The organism is Streptomyces sp. NBC_01463 (assembly GCA_036227345.1).
Lineage (GTDB): Bacteria > Actinomycetota > Actinomycetes > Streptomycetales > Streptomycetaceae > Streptomyces.
This window is the reverse complement of record CP109468.1, coordinates 6,029,730-6,045,431: the sequence shown is the minus strand read 5'-3', so window position 1 is coordinate 6,045,431 and position 15,702 is coordinate 6,029,730. Positions and strand designations below refer to the sequence as shown.

The window sequence follows — 15,702 nt, the reverse complement described above, 5'->3', positions numbered from 1 at the left end:
GCTTCACGACGGGCTGCTGGTTGGGGTGTGCTCTCCGCTTACGTCTGCGTGCTTGACGATGCTTGTTTAACTGGCGAGTAACTACGAAGCCGTGATCAGAGTAAAGCGCCCGCACGCCCCGCGTAAGAGGCAACGGGACCCCGCTTCATAACGAACAGGCCCCCGCGGCGCAGCGTTCTGCGATGCGGGGACCCGTTCGTCTACCGGCCGGTAGGTGTGAGGGACGCGACTGCGTGCCGCCGCTCGCCCCACACCTCCGTACTACTTCTTGGCCTTGGTCTCCCCGGCGGACTCGTCGGTCGACAGGACGGAGATGAACGCGTCCTGCGGCACCTCCACGTTGCCGACCATCTTCATCCGCTTCTTGCCTTCCTTCTGCTTCTCCAGCAGCTTCCGCTTACGGGAGATGTCACCGCCGTAGCACTTGGCGAGGACGTCCTTGCGGATGGCACGGACGGTCTCACGGGCGATGACCCGCGAGCCGATGGCCGCCTGGATCGGCACCTCGAAGTTCTGCCGCGGGATGAGCTTCTGCAGCTTGGCGACGAGCCGGACGCCGTACGCGTACGCCTTGTCCTTGTGCGTGACCGCGGAGAAGGCGTCGACCTTGTCGCCGTGCAGCAGGATGTCGACCTTGACGAGCTGGGCGGACTGCTCGCCGGTGGGCTCGTAGTCGAGCGAGGCGTAACCCCGGGTCTTGGACTTCAGCTGGTCGAAGAAGTCGAAGACGATCTCGGCGAGCGGCAGGGTGTAGCGGATCTCGACCCGGTCCTCGGAGAGATAGTCCATGCCGAGCAGGGTGCCGCGGCGCTGCTGGCAGAGCTCCATGATCGCGCCGATGAACTCGCTGGGCGCCAGGACCGTGGCCCGGACGACCGGCTCGTGCACCTTGTCGATCTTGCCCTCGGGGAATTCACTCGGGTTGGTGACGGTGTGCTCGGTGCCGTCCTCCATCTCGACGCGGTAGACCACGTTGGGGGCGGTGGCGATGAGGTCGAGACCGAACTCGCGCTCCAGCCGCTCGCGGACCACGTCCAGGTGGAGCAGGCCGAGGAAGCCGACACGGAAGCCGAAGCCGAGCGCGGCCGAGGTCTCCGGCTCGTACACCAGGGCGGCGTCGTTGAGCTGGAGCTTGTCCAGGGCCTCGCGCAGGTCCGGGTAGTCCGATCCGTCCAGCGGGTACAGACCCGAGAACACCATCGGCTTGGGGTCCTTGTAACCGCCCAGCGCCTCGGTCGCCCCGTTGCTCAGGGAGGTGATCGTGTCACCGACCTTGGACTGCCGGACGTCCTTCACGCCGGTGATGATGTAGCCGACCTCGCCGACGCCGATGCCGTCGGACGGGGTCATCTCCGGGGAGGAGACACCGATCTCCAGCAGCTCGTGGGTGGCGCCGGTCGACATCATCCGGATGCGCTCGCGCTTGTTCAGCTGGCCGTCGACGACACGGACGTACGTGACGACACCGCGGTACGCGTCGTAGACGGAGTCGAAGATCATCGCGCGGGCCGGGGCATCCGCCTTGCCGACGGGCGCCGGGACGTCCCGGACCACCCGGTCGAGCAGCGCGTCCACGCCGACACCGGTCTTCGCGGAGACCTTGAGGACGTCCTCCGGCTGGCAGCCGATGAGGTTGGCCAGCTCCTCGGAGAACTTCTCCGGCTGGGCGGCCGGCAGGTCGATCTTGTTGAGCACCGGGACGATGGTGAGGTCGTTCTCCATCGCCAGGTAGAGGTTGGCGAGCGTCTGGGCCTCGATGCCCTGCGCCGCGTCGACCAGCAGGACCGTGCCCTCACAGGCGGCGAGCGAACGGGAGACCTCGTAGGTGAAGTCGACGTGTCCCGGGGTGTCGATCATGTTGAGGACGTGGGTGCTGCCCTGGCCCTCACCGGTGGTCGGCGCCCAGGGCAGCCGGACCGCCTGGGACTTGATGGTGATGCCACGCTCGCGCTCGATGTCCATCCGGTCGAGGTACTGAGCGCGCATCTGCCGCTGGTCGACCACACCGGTCAGCTGGAGCATCCGGTCGGCAAGGGTCGACTTGCCGTGGTCGATGTGCGCGATGATGCAGAAATTGCGGATCAGCGCCGGGTCGGTACGGCTCGGCTCGGGCACGTGGAGAGGAGTCGCGGGCACGCAGGGTCCTGATTCTTGAGACGCCGAACGCCGTGTCTCGGGTCGATGTCGGGTCGGTCGGATCTGTACGCGGATCTGTACGTAGCCCCCATCGTCCCACGCCTGCGGGGCGAAGACCGGTTTGGGCCGGTCGGAGCGCGGCTGGTACCGTGGACAGCTGTGCCCCGTGACCCTCGGGCCGCAGGACACACATCGAAGATCCAACGAACCTGAAAAGGCTCTTTCGTGGCGAACATCAAGTCCCAGATCAAGCGGAACAAGACGAACGAGAAGGCGCGCCTGCGTAACAAGGCCGTCAAGTCCTCGCTCAAGACCGCGATCCGCAAGGCCCGCGAGGCCGTCGTTGCGGGCGACGTCGAGAAGGCCACTGTGGCCGTTCGCGACGCCTCCCGTGCGCTCGACAAGGCTGTCTCGAAGGGTGTCATCCACAAGAACGCCGCCGCCAACAAGAAGTCGGCGCTGGCCACCAAGGTTGCCACCCTCCAGGGCTGAGCATTCTGATGTGATCGCCGGAACGGACCCAGCGGGCCCTCTCTCCCGCTCCTGACCGGCACCCGCGCCGCACACCGAACCTGCGTTCGCCACGCGGGTGCGGCGCACCGAGCGCACAACGAAGGCCCCCGTCGCTCCCTCCCCAGGGAGCGACGGGGGCCTTCGTCACATCCGGATTCAAGCCCGTCCGACGGCTGAGGACACCGCGAGGACACCGACACCGCGGCCGGCCCGGCGAACCGGCATCCGCTGCCGCTACCGCTACCGCCCCGTCCGTGCGGCCCGCGCCACCGCGACCACGGCCTTCTCCAGCGCGTACTCCGGATCGCCCCCGCCGCCCTTGACACCCGCATCCGCGTCCGCGACCGCCCGGAGCGCCACCGCGACCCCGTCCGGCGTCCACCCCCGCATCTGCTGACGCACCCGGTCGATCTTCCAGGGCGGCATGCCCAGCTCCCGGGCGAGGTCCGCCGGACGCCCACCGCGCGCCGACGAGAGCTTCCCGATCGCCCGGACGCCCTGGGCCAGCGCGCTGGTGATCAGCACGGGGGCCACTCCGGTCGACAGCGACCAGCGCAGGGCCTCCAGCGCCTCCGCCGCCCGCCCCTCGACCGCCCGGTCGGCGACCGTGAAGCTCGACGCCTCGGCCCGCCCCGTGTAGTAGCGCCCGACGACGGCCTCGTCGATCGTGCCCTCGACATCCGCGACGAGCTGCGAGACCGCGCTCGCCAGCTCCCGCAGATCGCTGCCGATGGAGTCGACCAGCGCCTGGCACGCCTCGGGGGTCGCGGACCGGCCCAGCGTCCGGAACTCGCCCCGCACGAAGGAGAGCCGCTCGGCGGGCTTGGTGGTCTTCGGGCAGGCGACCTCCCGCGCCCCGGCCTTGCGTGCCGCGTCGAGCAGCCCCTTGCCCTTGGCGCCGCCCGCGTGCAGCAGCATGAGGGTGATCTCCTCGACCGGGTCGTCGAGGTACTTCTTGACGTCCTTGATCGTGTCGGCGGAGAGGTCCTGCGCGTTGCGCACGATCACCACCTTGCGCTCAGCGAAGAGCGAGGGGCTCGTCAGCTCGGCGAGGGTGCCCGGCTGAAGCTGGTCGGAACTGAGGTCCCGGACGTCCGTGTCGGCGTCGGAGGCGCGGGCCGCCGCCACCACTTGCTGCACGGCACGGTCCAGGAGCAGGTCCTCCTGCCCCACGGCGAGCGTGAGGGGGGCGAGCGGGTCGTCGGTGGAATTCCTTCTGGTGGCCATCGCCGTCCAGCATCCCACGGGCCACTGACAGCCCGGCTGCGGCCGCCGCCGGGGCACGGCCGCCCATGCCCGAGAATGGGCGGGTGAGCGACGTGAGACATGTACTGGTGCTGCCCGACCGCGATGCCGCCGAGGAGGCCGCCGGAGAACTGGCCGACCGGTTCGGGGTCACCGAGGAGCCACAGCTCGTGCGCGACGCGCTGGCCGGCGAGGACGACGCCGAGGACGCCCAGTGGCTGGTGGTCGTGGAGGATCCGGACGGGCGCCTGGACTCCGCGGCGCTCGACGGATTCGCCGCGGAGTACGAGGGGTGGCTGGAGGCGCCGTAAAGGCCGCCGGAACTCCGGCCCGGGGCCGGGGCCGGGGCCGAAGCCGGATCCCGAACCGCGGCCGGATCCGAGGCCGAAGCCGGAGCCGAGGCCGAAGCCGGAGCCAAGACCGGAGCAGAGGCCGAAGCCGTCAGCTCTTCGGGACGATCTGGATGTCCATGTCGATGGAGATGCTGGAACCGACCGCCGCGATGCCACGGGCGAGCATCGTCTGCCAGGTGAGGGTGAAGTCCTCGCGGTGCAGCTCCGTGGTGGCGCGGCACGCGGCGCGGGTCTCGCCCTCCAGGCCGTTGCCGAGGCCGAGGTACTGGGTGTCCAGCATGACCGTACGGCTCACCCCGTGCAGGGTGAGCGCGCCGCTCACACCCCAGCGGGTGCCGCCCCGGTGGACGAATCGGTCGCTGTAGAACTCCAGTGTCGGATAGCGGCCGACGTCGAGGAAGTCGCCCGAACGCAGGTGGTCGTCGCGCATCTGGACGTTCGTGTCGATCGAGGCGGCGTCGACGATCACGTGCATGGCCGAGTTCTCCATGCGGTCGGCGATCCGGACCGCGCCCGCGAAGGTGTTGAACCGGCCGTGGATGCGGGCCATCCCGATGTGACGGGCCGTGAACCCGATCTGGGAGTGCATCGGCTCGATCTCCCACTCGCCCGGGTCGGGCAGCTGCGGGGGCGCGGAGACCTGGAGCATCACATCGCCCAGGCCCGCGTGACCGCCCTCGGTCACCGCGGCCGAACCGTGGAACGGGGTGAAGCCCTCCGCCGTGACGGCCACTCGGTACTCCCCCGCCGGGACGGTGGCGAGGACATGGCCGTACGGGTCCGTCTCGCCGCCGACGATCTTGCGCCCCGCAGCATCCGTGACCACGAACTCGGCTTGCTGGACAGCCTCGTTGACCGGGTCGAGCACCCGGCAGCTGAGGACACCCGCGGAGTCCGGTACGGCAAGACCGGCGAGGGCGCTGCCGCGTACCGCACCCGTCGCTCCTTTGTTTCCGAGCCAACGGCCGAACATCTTCACGCACTCCCGGGGGCGGTTTCACCTCGGGCCGGAGGGCTGGACGTCGTTGTCGGAGCAGCGGCCCGCCGACGAGCATGCATTCGATCACCCTTGTGGCGTTCGAGGCAAACAGCGCGGCTCGCAAGGGCTTGGGTGGAGGTGTTACCGAAGGTCCGAATTGATCGTTCCGTTTGTGTGTGTCACCCATTCGGTACGGAAGTACCGGCCCCCCGGTCGGGCGGAAGCCGGTCGAGACGCATCCCGAAGTGCTCGCGGTAGGCGGCGAAGACCTCTTCGTCGCTGTGCAGTTCGGTCTCGTGGCGGTCCTCGCCCACCGTCGTGAGGAGCCTGCGGCCCTTGAGCGTGATCCGCCCGGTGGCGGTGAAGCGTGAGCAGACCGGCCCCCGGGTGAAGCCGGAGTCGGGAGAGGTCCGGTGGTACCAGGAACCGGCCCGGAAGTCGGCGAGCGCCCGGGGCCGCAGGTCCAGACGGAACTGGGGCGTGCCGTCCCGCAGCACCTCCAGATCCCCGTACTCCCCGGCGCCCCCGGCTCCTTCGGGGCCGCCCGCGTCCACGATGTGCTCCGCAGGGGCCGGTGCGATCCGGAAGGTGCCGCGCGGGTCCTCCTGGTCCGTACGGTCGCCGAGCGGCAAGGGGTGCTGGGCGTGGTCGCCGAAGCCGACGTCGGCCAGCCACGGCCCGCTGCCGTCGTCCGTCTCCACCCGCAGCGCCATGTGGTCGTACGGGATGCCGAGCCGCCCCCCCGTCGCCGTGGACCCGCGCCTGGAGCAGCGTGACCCGGAACCCGAGCGACCGCAGCAGCGCGGCGAAGGCGCCGTTGAGTTCGTAGCAGAACCCGCCGCGGCGGTCCGCCACGACCTTGTCGAGGAGCGCCTCCTCCTCCAGCACGATGTCCTCGCCGAGGTGGATGGAGAGGTTCTCGAAGGGCACGGAGGTGAGGTGGCGCAGTTGCAGTTCGCGCAGCGCCGCTGCATCGGCGCGGGCGGGCCGGGCGGCGCCGATGCGCTCCAGGTAGGAGTCGGTGGTCTGCTGCGATCTGGGGTCCATGCCGTCAGTCTGTCCCGGCACGCGACGCTCTGCCATGAGCCGGTGGTCGTAGGACCGTCGGGACGCGTGCGGCGCCGTGCGCCGATGGTCCTAGGTCCGGCGGCTGAGGTGCGATGCCCCGCCCGTTCACTAGCGTGGCGGGCATGACGAATCCGGAGCCGGCGCGCAGCCGCGAACAGCGCAAGCAGGACGTGCTCGATCACCTGGAGAAGGACGAGGACGCCTGGGTGTCGACCTCCTCCGCCGACGGGGCACCGACCCTCGTTCCCCTCTCGTTCGTCTGGGACCGGGAGACCCTGCTGATGGCCACCCGGCGCACCAACCCGACGGCGGTCAACGTGACACCGGCCGGGCAGGCCAGGATCGCGCTGGGCCACACCCGCGATGTGGTCCTCATCGAGGCGACGGCGGAGGTCGTCGAGGGCGCGGACCTTCCCGTCGAGTCGGGCGACGCCTTCGCCGCCAAGCTCAACTGGGACCTGCGGGGCCGTTCCGCCTGGGTGTACCTGCGGTTCACGCCGTACGCGGTCAGGGCCTGGCGGGAGGAGAACGAGCTCGCCGGCCGTGAACTGATGGCCGAGGGCCGGTGGCTGGACTGATCGCTCCGTCATGACCGGCCCACCGCCCGCAGTCCCCGCCCGGCGCCGGTCACCGCGATCGCTCCGTCCCTGTCGGTGCGGAGCACCACCGCTCCCCCGGACCTGAGCGCCTCGACCGTCCGGGCGGCAGGGTGCCCGTACGGGTTGCCCCGGCCCACGCTCACCAGGGCCAGCCGCGGATGCGCGCTGCGCAGCAGGGCGGCGTCCTGGTGGGCGGAGCCGTGGTGGGCGACCTTGAGCACATCGACCGGCGGCAGTGCCGGGTGGCTGCGCAACAGCCCCTGCTGGGCCGGGGGTTCGAGGTCGCCGAGGAGCAGCAGGGTGAGCCCGCCGGCCCGTACGAACAGGGTGACGCTCGCGTCGTTCGGCTCGTCCGGCACGGGGCCGACGGCCGGGCCCGCAGCCGTGGTGGTCCCGTCGCCCGGTGGCCACAGCGTCTGCCAGTCGAGCGGTCCGATCCGGCGCCGCTCGCCGGGGGCGGACCGCACCATGGGGACGCCGGCCGCGGCTGCCGTTCTCCTGACGAACGCGGCCTGTTCCGGGGGTTCGTCCAGGCTCGTCGTCTGGATCGCACCCACCGCCCTGCCCCGCAGCACACCGGCCAGGCCCCGCACGTGGTCGGCGTGGAAGTGGGTGAGCAGCAGCAACGGGACACGGGTGATGCCCAGGTCGCGCAGGCACCGGTCGGCGAGCCGGGGGTCGGGTCCGGCGTCGACGACGACTCCCGAACCGGGCCCGGCCGCCAGCACCAGGGCATCCCCCTGACCGACGTCGCACATCGCGAACGCCCAGCCGGGCGGCGGCCATCCGGTGATCACCCTGGTCAGCGGCACCGGGCGGAGCACCGCGAGCACGAGCAGCAGCGCGGCCGCCGCGCAGATCCAGGGCCGGCGCCCGACCCGCCGTACGAACAGCACCAGCAGCACCGTCAGCGCGGCCAGCAGCAGCGCCCCCGGCCTGCCGTCGGGCCAGTCGGTCTCCGCCCCGGGGAGCCCCGCTCCGGTCCGGGCCACGGACGCGATCCAGCCGGCCGGCCACCCCGCCACCCGGGCGAGCAGTTCGGCCACCGGCATGGCCACCGGCGCCGTGGCCAGCGCGGCGAACCCGAGCACCGTGGCGGGCGCCACCGCGAACTCGGCCAGCAGGTTGCACGGGATCGCCACCAGGCTCACCCGGGAGGCGAGCAGCACCACGACGGGCGCGCACACCGCCTGCGCGGCCGCCGCGGCAGCCAGCGCCTCCGCGAGCCGTGGCGGCACCCGCCGGCGTTGCAGGGCTTCGCTCCATCGCGGAGCCAGCGTCAGAAGCGCCCCGGTGGCCAGAACCGACAGGACGAAGCCGTAACTGCGGGCCAGCCACGGGTCGTAGAGCACCAGCAGCAGCGCGGCGGCGGCCAGTGCGGGGATCAGCGACCTGCGCCGTCCGGTGCCGATGGCCAGCAAGGTGATCAGACCGCAGGCCGCCGCCCGCAGCACGCTCGGTTCGGGCCGGCAGACGAGCACGAAGGTGAGGGTGAGTCCGCCGCCGAGCAGAGCCGTAGCCCGCAGCGGGATCCCCAGCCGGGGTGCCAGTCCCCGGCGTTCGACGCGCAGCGCGCTGCCGGGCGGTCCGATGAGCAGGGCGAGCAGAATCGCCAGGTTCGCTCCCGAAACGGCCATCAGGTGGGTGAGGTCGGTCGCCCGGAACGCCTCGTGCAGTTCCGGCGTGACGCGCGTGGTGTCACCGACGACCAGTCCCGGCAGCAGCGCCCGCGCATCGGCGCCGAGGCCCTTGGTCGCGGCGCGCAGCCCGGCCCGCAAGCCGCCCGCCGTGCGCTGCAGACGGGTGGGTGGGCCGATGACACGCGGCGGCCCCTTTCCTCCGGGCCGCAGCACCGCGCTCGCACGTTCCCCCGCGTGCAGCGGCGGGGCGAGCCGGCCGTCGACGCGCAGCCGGGTGGACGGCAGCAACCGCTGCCACTGCGCGATCGCGTCGCCGGGTGTGACGACGACCAGTACCGGCGTGCGCAGGCGTACGGCCGTGCCGTCCCGCCCGGCCAGCCGGACGATCTCGGCGTCCAGGAGCAGGGACACCGGGGTGCTGTGGTCACCGCGTACCCGGGGTGTCGTGCGACGGGCGTCGGAGGTCAGGATGATCTCCGCCTCGATGCGCGCGAACTGCCCGGCGAGCCCGGGCACCGGCCCCTGCCGCGCACCGGCCTTGTACAGACCGGACGACGCCGCCCCCGCCGCCCCGCAGAGCAGCACCGCCGCGACAGCCGTGGTGCGCAGTCGCCACCCACCGCCGGCACCTCCCTCCGCGCGACCGTCACCACCGGCACGTGCCGCGCGTACGGCCCGGAGCGGCGCGAAGCCCGGCACGGCCACCAGGACCATGGCTGCCCCGAGGCAGAGCACCACCCCCACGGCCACCCAGCGTCCGGGCGCTCCCAGGGCGGAAGCGGCACCCACCCATGCCGCCAGCGCGGGCGGGACCAGCCGCAGATCGAGCGGGCCCTCCTGACGCGGATCGGAGAGTCCGAGCCGCCGCCCCGACGCCGCGTGGACGTCCTGGGAACTCACGGTCGCACCAGGGGCTGGAGATCCGCGAACCGGCGGTCGCCGATGCCGTTGACCTCGCGGAGTTCGTCGACGGACCGGAAACCCCCGTGCTGGGTCCGGTAGTCGATGATGTGCTGCGCCAGGACCGGGCCGACGCCCGGCAGGGTGTCGAACTGTTCCGGCGTCCCGCTGTTGAGGCTCACCGGTCCGGCGGGGGCACCGCTCGCCGCAGCCGGACCGCCGGTGCCTGCGCCCGTACCGCCCGCGGCAGCCGGGCCGGGCGGGGCACCCACGATGATCTGCTCTCCGTCCACGAGCACCCGGGCCCGGTTGAGGCCGTCGAGGTCCACGCCGGGGCGGGCCCCGCCCGCCACGCGCAGCGCGTCCGCGACCCGGGACCCGGACGGCAGCCGGTGGATCCCGGGCCTTCGCACCTTCCCGCCCACGTCCACCACGATCTGCGCGCCCGGAACGCCTGAACCGGCCGGACCGGCCGGACCCCCCGGACCGGCGGCAGGCGCCGCCCCTGGAGACGGTTCGGGCGTGACGGGCCCGCCCGCGTCCGCGTCCGCCCCCGAAGCCGCGGCCTCACCGACACGCTCCGGAGCCCGAACGGATGCGGGGCGGTCGGACCAGAAGTGCATCGCGGCGAACACCGCAGCCGCGACGAGCACGACGGTGAGGGCGGCCAGCGTCTTCGGCTCCAGCCCGCACCTGAGCTGGAGCCACACCGGCAGCCGCTCCCGCAGCGCGGGAACGGCCCGCTCCCAACGACCCGCAGAAGCCGAACCCGTGGTCGAACCCTGAACCTCTGCCGGCCCCGGCCCCGGCCCCAGCCCCGGCCCCGCCACAGCCACAGGCGGAGAAGAGGACGCGACCGCCGTGGCGATGGAGGCCTCCGCCCCCAACCCCAGCACCGGCCGTGCGACCCGCCCCCCGTATCCGCCCGCCATGAGCGCATCCGCGCGACTGCGCGAGGCCGCGGCCGCGGCAGCGGTGGCGTTGCGGCCTCGCGACTGCCGCCTACCAGGTCCTGCGGCCGAACCACCCGGACCTCCCGGACCGCCCCGGACACGTCCGTCCGAGGCCGGAACACGGCCGGGCCCGCTGCCGGCTCCACCGGCCGTACGCACGGCGGCACGAGTCGCTGCACGGGTTGTCGCGCGAGCGGTTGCACGAGTGGTTGCACGATGTGATCGGGAAGCCATGCCTCACGACGCTAGGCACTTCCGTCGGATCCCGCCGAGCACACCCAATTCCGGTGGAAAAACAGCTGGTTGTGAACAACTCCGGCACTCCGGAGAGTGACGCCACAAGTAAGGCCACCCAGCCACGCCGGAAGATCAGCCAAGCAAGATCAGCTGGGCAGGATCAGCGCGGAGAGATCACAGCTCCCAGCAGCCCCGGACCGGTATGGGCGCCGATCACCGCGCCCACCTCGCTGACATGCAGGTCGACGAGGCCGGGAACGCGCTCCGCCAGCCGCTCGGCCAGTCGCTCGGCCCGCTCCGCGGCCGCGAGGTGATGCACCGCGATGTCCACCCGCCCGCTGCCGGACCGCTCGGCGACGATCTCCTCCAGCCGGGCGATGGCCTTCGAGGCGGTCCGCACCTTCTCCAGCAGTTCGATCCGGCCGCCGTCGAGCTGGAGGATCGGCTTCACGGCAAGGGCCGAACCGAGGAGGGCCTGCGCCGCGCCGATCCGCCCGCCTCGGCGCAGATAGTCCAGGGTGTCGACGTAGAAGTAGGCCGAGGTGCCTGCCGCGCGCTTCTCGGCGGCGGTCACGGCGTCGTCCGCGCTGCCGCCCGCCTCCGCCGCCTCCGCCGCCGCCAGGGCGCAGAACCCGAGCGCCATGGCGACCATCCCGGTGTCCACCACCCGCACCGGCACCGGGGCATCCTTCGCGGCGAGGAGAGCCGCGTCGTACGTACCGGAGAACTCGGCCGACAGGTGCAACGAGACGATGGCACTCGCTCCCGCGTCGGCCGCCGCACGGTAGGCGGCGGAGAAGACCTCGGGGCTGGGCCTCGACGTCGTCACGGAGCGGCGCTTCTGCAGGGCCAGCGCGAGCGAGCGGGCGGAGATCTCGGTGCCCTCCTCCAGCGCCTGGTCGCCGAGGACGACGGTCAGCGGCACTGCGGTGATGCCATGCCGTTCCATCGCCTGGGGCGGCAGGTAGGCCGTGGAATCGGTGACGATCGCGACATGGCGGGACATGAGCGGGAGATTACCTGCCGGGGCGGGGACCCGGCAGTCCGACCCCGACCGAATGATCAGTACCGGTCGCTTCGCGCCGCATCCTGCCACGTCCGTTCAAAGCCTCGCGACACGTCCGTTCAAAAGCCTCGTGCCCCATCCACGCGCAACCTCGTGCCACGTCCACGCGAAGCCCTCTGCCCCATCCACGCGCAGCCTCGCGCCCCATATCCGCCCAGAGCCTCGCCGTCCGACCCTCAGTTGGTGGTCTCCGGCCGCGCCGTCTTCTGCCACGGATACCCGGCCCCGGTCCGCCGAAGCGGGTCCGCGCCCGCAATGGCCTGGGCGGTCCCCCCGTCGGCTCCCGGGTCCTTCACGGGCGGCTCCTGACGGCGGTCCGCGGGGCGTGCCGTCCCCGGCTCGGGGTCCTCCGTCGTCCAGTGCCGCAGCGCACCGGCCTCCACGTCGATCTGTACGTTCAGCGCCGCCAGGTCGTCGTCGGCGAACTGCCGCGCCCGGTCGCGCGCCGCCCACCGCAGCGACTCCGCGGCCCGGGTGATCCGGTCGGTGCGCTCCTTCAGCCCGGGCAGCAAGGACGCCACCGTCGCCCGGTCGGGCTCGCGCTCCAGCCGCTTCAGGTCCTCGTCCAGTTCACGGCCATGCACTCCGAGGCGCTCGAACAGTCCCAGCGACTCCGACAGCGAGGCGTCCTCGACCACACCCGTCTGCAGCGCCTCCTGCGTGGCGCGCATCGAGGTGCGCAGCGAGAGGCGGAGCTGGGCCAGCTCGCTGCCGACGCCCAGCTGTCCGTAGCTCTTGGCGCGCAGCGTGGTGTCCTCCACCGTGCGGCGGGCCTGCGTCAGCGTGCGGTCCACGCCGCGCTTCGCCGCCCCGATGACCTTGACGGTCGCGTAGACGCCGAGGGCCATGAAGGCGACGACGAGCAGCCCCAGAATCAGGATCACGGCTTCCATGAGCGCCCCTCGGATGGTGTGACGGCTTCCGGCACGGTTTCACCCGCTCCTCCACCGTAAACGGAACGGGCAGGCGGAGGGTTCCATTGGAACCCCCAACCTGCCCGTAGGGGAAAGCCCTCACACCGTCACGACGACGGGTGCCGCGGCCGCCGGCTAGGCCGGAACGATGTTCACCAGCTTCGGCGCCCGGACGATCACCTTGCGGATGCCCGCCCCGTCCAGGGCCGCGACGACCGCCGGGTCGGCCAGGGCCAGGGTCTCCAGCTCGGCGTCCGTGATCGACGGGGAGATCTCCAGGCGCGCCCGGACCTTGCCCTTGATCTGGACGACGCAGGTCACGGTCTCGTCCACGACGTACGCCGGGTCGGCGACCGGGAAGTCCTGGTGCACGACCGACTCGGTGTGGCCCAGCCGGCGCCACAGCTCCTCGGCGATGTGCGGCGCCAGCGGCGCCACCAGCAGCACCAGGGCCTCTGCGACGGAACGCGACAGCGGGCCGCCCGCCTTCGTCAGGTGGTTGTTCAGCTCGGTGACCTTGGCGATGGCCGTGTTGAAGCGCATCCCGGCCATGTCCCCGCCGACACCGTCGATCGCCTTGTGCAGCGCGCGCAGCGTGTCCTCGCCGGGCTCGGCGTCGACGACGGTGACCTCGCCGCTCTCCTCGTCGACGACGTTGCGCCACAGCCGCTGCAGCAGCCGGTACTGGCCGACGACCGCGCGGGTGTCCCAGGGGCGCGACACGTCCAGGGGACCCATGGCCATCTCGTACAGGCGCAGGGTGTCCGCGCCGTACTCGCCGCAGATCTCGTCGGGCGTCACGGCGTTCTTCAGGGACTTGCCCATCTTGCCCAGGACGCGGGAGACCTTCTCACCCTCGTAGTAGTAGGCCCCGTCACGCTCCTCGACCTCGGCCGCCGGGACCGCGATGCCGCGGCTGTCCCGGTAGACGAACGCCTGGATCATGCCCTGGTTGTACAGCTTGTGGAAGGGCTCGGCGGACGAGACGTGGCCCAGGTCGTGCAGCACCTTGGACCAGAAGCGGGCGTACAGCAGGTGCAGTACGGCGTGCTCGGCACCGCCCACGTACAGGTCGACACCACCGGTCGGCTGCCCCTCGCGCGGGCCCATCCAGTACTGCTCGATCGCCGGGTCGACCAGCTTGTCGCTGTTGTTCGGGTCCAGGTAGCGCAGCTCGTACCAGCAGGAACCGGCCCAGTTGGGCATGGTGTTGGTCTCGCGGCGGTACTTCTTCGGGCCGGCGCCGTCGCCCAGGTCCAGCGTGACGTCGACCCAGTCGGCGTTGCGCGACAGCGGGGTCTCGGGCTGGGTGTCGGCGTCGTCCGGGTCGAAGGTGCGCGGCGAGTAGTCGTCGACCTCCGGCAGCTCCAGGGGCAGCATCGACTCGGGCAGCGGGTGGGCGATGCCGTCCTCGTCGTACACGATCGGGAAGGGCTCGCCCCAGTAGCGCTGGCGGCTGAACAGCCAGTCGCGCAGCCGGAAGTTGACGGTGCCCTCACCGACGCCGTGCTCCTTCAGCCACTCGGTGATCCGGATCTTGGCGTCGACGACGCCCAGGCCGTCCAGGGAGATCTCGTCGTTGGCGGAGTTGACCAGCTTGGCGTCGTACGAGCCGAAGGCGTCCTCCCACGTCGAGGCGTCCGTGCCGCGGTCGTCCGACGGCTCGACGACGCAGCGGATCGGCAGCTCGAAGGCGCGCGCGAAGGCGAAGTCCCGGGGGTCGTGCGCCGGCACGGCCATGATCGCGCCGGTGCCGTAGCCCATCAGGACGTAGTCGGCGATGAAGACGGGGACCCGCTCGCCGCTGACCGGGTTGGTCGCGTACGCGCCGGTGAAGACGCCGGTCTTGTCCTTGGCCTCGGCCTGCCGCTCCACGTCGGACTTGGCGGCGGCCTGCTTGCGGTAGGCGGTGACGGCCTCGGCCGGGGTGGCGTGGCCGCCGGTCCAGACCGGGTGGGTGCCGTCGGGCCAGGCGGCCGGAATGATCCGCTCGACCAGCTCGTGCTCCGGCGCCAGCACCATGTAGGTGGCGCCGAACAGGGTGTCCTGGCGGGTGGTGAACACGGTGATGTCGCCGGCGCCGTCGACCGGGAAGTCGACGCGCGCGCCCTCGGAGCGGCCGATCCAGTTGCGCTGCTGCAGCTTGATGGCCTCGGGCCAGTCCAGCCCGTCCAGGTCGTTCAGCAGCCGGTCCGCGTAGGCGGTGATGCGCATGTTCCACTGGCGCAGCTTGGACTTGAAGACGGGGAAGTTGCCGCGCTCGGAGCGGCCGTCGGCCGTGACCTCCTCGTTGGCCAGCACCGTGCCCAGACCGGGCGACCAGTTGACGGGCGCGTCGGAGGCGTAGGCCAGCCGGTGATCGCTCAGGATGTCGGCGCGCTCGGCGGCGCTCAGGGCGCTCCAGTCACGGCCGTCCGGGGTCGGGCGCTCGCCGGACTCGAACTGGGCGACCAGTTCGGCGATCGGCCGGGCGCGGTCCGCGTCGGTGTCGTACCAGGAGTTGAAGATCTGCAGGAAGATCCACTGGGTCCACTTGTAGTACTCCGACTCGATCGTGGCGAACGAGCGGCGCTTGTCGTGGCCCAGGCCCAGCCGGCGCAGCTGCGCCGTCATGTTCTCGATGTTGGCCTCGGTCGAGATCCGCGGGTGCGTGCCGGTCTGTACGGCGTACTGCTCCGCGGGCAGGCCGAAGGCGTCGAAGCCCAGGGTGTGCAGGACGTTGTGGCCGGTCATCCGCTGGTGACGGGCGAAGACGTCGGTGGCGATGTAGCCCAGCGGGTGGCCGACGTGCAGGCCCGCGCCCGAGGGGTACGGGAACATGTCCATGATGAACTTCTTGGGCTTGGCGGCCTGCTCCGGATCGCCCGCCAGGTCACCGGTCGGGTTCGGCGCCTCGTAGGTGCCGTCGGCGTCCCAGAAGTCCTGCCAGCGTGCCTCGATGTCGGCGGCCATCGCTGCCGTATAGCGGTGCGGCGCAGCAACGTCGGCTGCGGAATTCGTCTCGCTCATGATCCTCAAAGCTCCATCGATCGTCATCTGCCGGCGCCCACGTCTACGGACACGCGTCTGGGGAAACGAAAAATCCCCTCGCACAGGAGG

11 protein-coding genes and 1 pseudogene are annotated in these 15,702 nt (G+C 71.6%); 3 read left to right on the top strand and 9 right to left on the bottom strand.

The genetic code is table 11. From position 1 onward, the window contains the following. Positions 1-261: 261 nt before the first annotated feature. On the bottom strand, positions 262-2,136 hold the full coding sequence (gene lepA / locus OG521_26700; protein WUW24161.1) for a translation elongation factor 4: 1,875 nt from the start codon (positions 2,134-2,136) through the stop codon (positions 262-264). A gap of 225 nt (positions 2,137-2,361) precedes the next feature. On the opposite strand from lepA, the gene rpsT reads away from it, so the two are divergent. Continuing rightward, positions 2,362-2,628, top strand: a complete 267-nt coding sequence (gene rpsT, locus OG521_26695) for a 30S ribosomal protein S20 (GenBank protein WUW24160.1) — start codon at positions 2,362-2,364, stop codon at positions 2,626-2,628. 261 nt (positions 2,629-2,889) lie between these two features. Here the strand turns inward: rpsT and holA are convergent, their stop codons facing one another. Continuing rightward, positions 2,890-3,876: a DNA polymerase III subunit delta gene (gene holA / locus OG521_26690; GenBank protein ID WUW24159.1), complete on the bottom strand. Its 987-nt coding sequence runs from the start codon at positions 3,874-3,876 to the stop codon at positions 2,890-2,892. Between the two features lie 65 nt (positions 3,877-3,941). On the opposite strand from holA, the gene OG521_26685 reads away from it, so the two are divergent. Next, positions 3,942-4,205 (top strand): hypothetical protein, encoded by a 264-nt coding sequence (locus OG521_26685; protein WUW24158.1) that lies wholly within the window; start codon positions 3,942-3,944, stop codon positions 4,203-4,205. A 130-nt stretch (positions 4,206-4,335) separates the two neighbouring features. On the opposite strand, the gene OG521_26680 is transcribed toward OG521_26685, so the two are convergent. Together OG521_26680 and OG521_26675 are read right to left on the bottom strand one after the other, a co-directional pair. Further along, on the bottom strand, positions 4,336-5,220 hold the full coding sequence (locus OG521_26680; GenBank protein WUW24157.1) for a YceI family protein: 885 nt from the start codon (positions 5,218-5,220) through the stop codon (positions 4,336-4,338). A gap of 185 nt (positions 5,221-5,405) precedes the next feature. Further along, positions 5,406-6,273 (bottom strand): annotated as a pseudogene (locus OG521_26675) (arylamine N-acetyltransferase). A 143-nt stretch (positions 6,274-6,416) separates the two neighbouring features. Between OG521_26675 and OG521_26670 the strand changes: the two are divergent. Beyond that, positions 6,417-6,872 carry a pyridoxamine 5'-phosphate oxidase family protein gene (locus OG521_26670; GenBank protein ID WUW24156.1) on the top strand — a complete coding sequence of 152 codons (456 nt, stop codon included), beginning with the start codon at positions 6,417-6,419 and terminating at the stop codon, positions 6,870-6,872. Positions 6,873-6,880: 8 nt separating this feature from the next. Here the strand turns inward: OG521_26670 and OG521_26665 are convergent, their stop codons facing one another. The 5 genes from OG521_26665 to leuS form a co-directional block, all read right to left on the bottom strand. Further along, a complete protein-coding gene (locus OG521_26665; protein WUW24155.1) occupies positions 6,881-9,433 on the bottom strand; it encodes a ComEC/Rec2 family competence protein in 2,553 nt (850 codons plus the stop codon). After that, the gene (locus tag OG521_26660) at positions 9,430-10,620 is read right to left on the bottom strand and encodes a ComEA family DNA-binding protein (GenBank protein ID WUW24154.1); all 1,191 of its coding nucleotides are present in this window, start codon (positions 10,618-10,620) and stop codon (positions 9,430-9,432) included. Before OG521_26660 ends, OG521_26665 begins: the two co-directional genes overlap by 4 nt. A gap of 163 nt (positions 10,621-10,783) precedes the next feature. Next, positions 10,784-11,629: a DegV family protein gene (locus tag OG521_26655; protein ID WUW24153.1), complete on the bottom strand. Its 846-nt coding sequence runs from the start codon at positions 11,627-11,629 to the stop codon at positions 10,784-10,786. A 236-nt stretch (positions 11,630-11,865) separates the two neighbouring features. Continuing rightward, complete coding sequence (locus OG521_26650; GenBank protein WUW24152.1) at positions 11,866-12,582, bottom strand: hypothetical protein; 717 nt, start codon at positions 12,580-12,582, stop codon at positions 11,866-11,868. A 156-nt stretch (positions 12,583-12,738) separates the two neighbouring features. Continuing rightward, entirely contained in the window at positions 12,739-15,612 is a 2,874-nt protein-coding gene (gene leuS, locus OG521_26645; protein ID WUW24151.1) for a leucine--tRNA ligase, read from the bottom strand. Positions 15,613-15,702 lie beyond the last annotated feature (90 nt).

What these genes read in the sequence shown, in the direction of transcription:
- OG521_26655 (WUW24153.1), bottom strand. Translation starts at nt 11,629, where the DNA reads ATGTCCCGCCATGTCGCGATCGTCACCGATTCCACGGCCTACCTGCCG.
- OG521_26650 (WUW24152.1), bottom strand. Translation starts at nt 12,582, where the DNA reads ATGGAAGCCGTGATCCTGATTCTGGGGCTGCTCGTCGTCGCCTTCATG.
- leuS (WUW24151.1), bottom strand. Translation starts at nt 15,612, where the DNA reads ATGAGCGAGACGAATTCCGCAGCCGACGTTGCTGCGCCGCACCGCTAT.
- OG521_26660 (WUW24154.1), bottom strand. Translation starts at nt 10,620, where the DNA reads ATGGCTTCCCGATCACATCGTGCAACCACTCGTGCAACCGCTCGCGCG.
- OG521_26685 (WUW24158.1), top strand. Translation starts at nt 3,942, where the DNA reads ATGCCCGAGAATGGGCGGGTGAGCGACGTGAGACATGTACTGGTGCTG.
- OG521_26680 (WUW24157.1), bottom strand. Translation starts at nt 5,220, where the DNA reads ATGTTCGGCCGTTGGCTCGGAAACAAAGGAGCGACGGGTGCGGTACGC.
- holA (WUW24159.1), bottom strand. Translation starts at nt 3,876, where the DNA reads ATGGCCACCAGAAGGAATTCCACCGACGACCCGCTCGCCCCCCTCACG.
- OG521_26670 (WUW24156.1), top strand. Translation starts at nt 6,417, where the DNA reads ATGACGAATCCGGAGCCGGCGCGCAGCCGCGAACAGCGCAAGCAGGAC.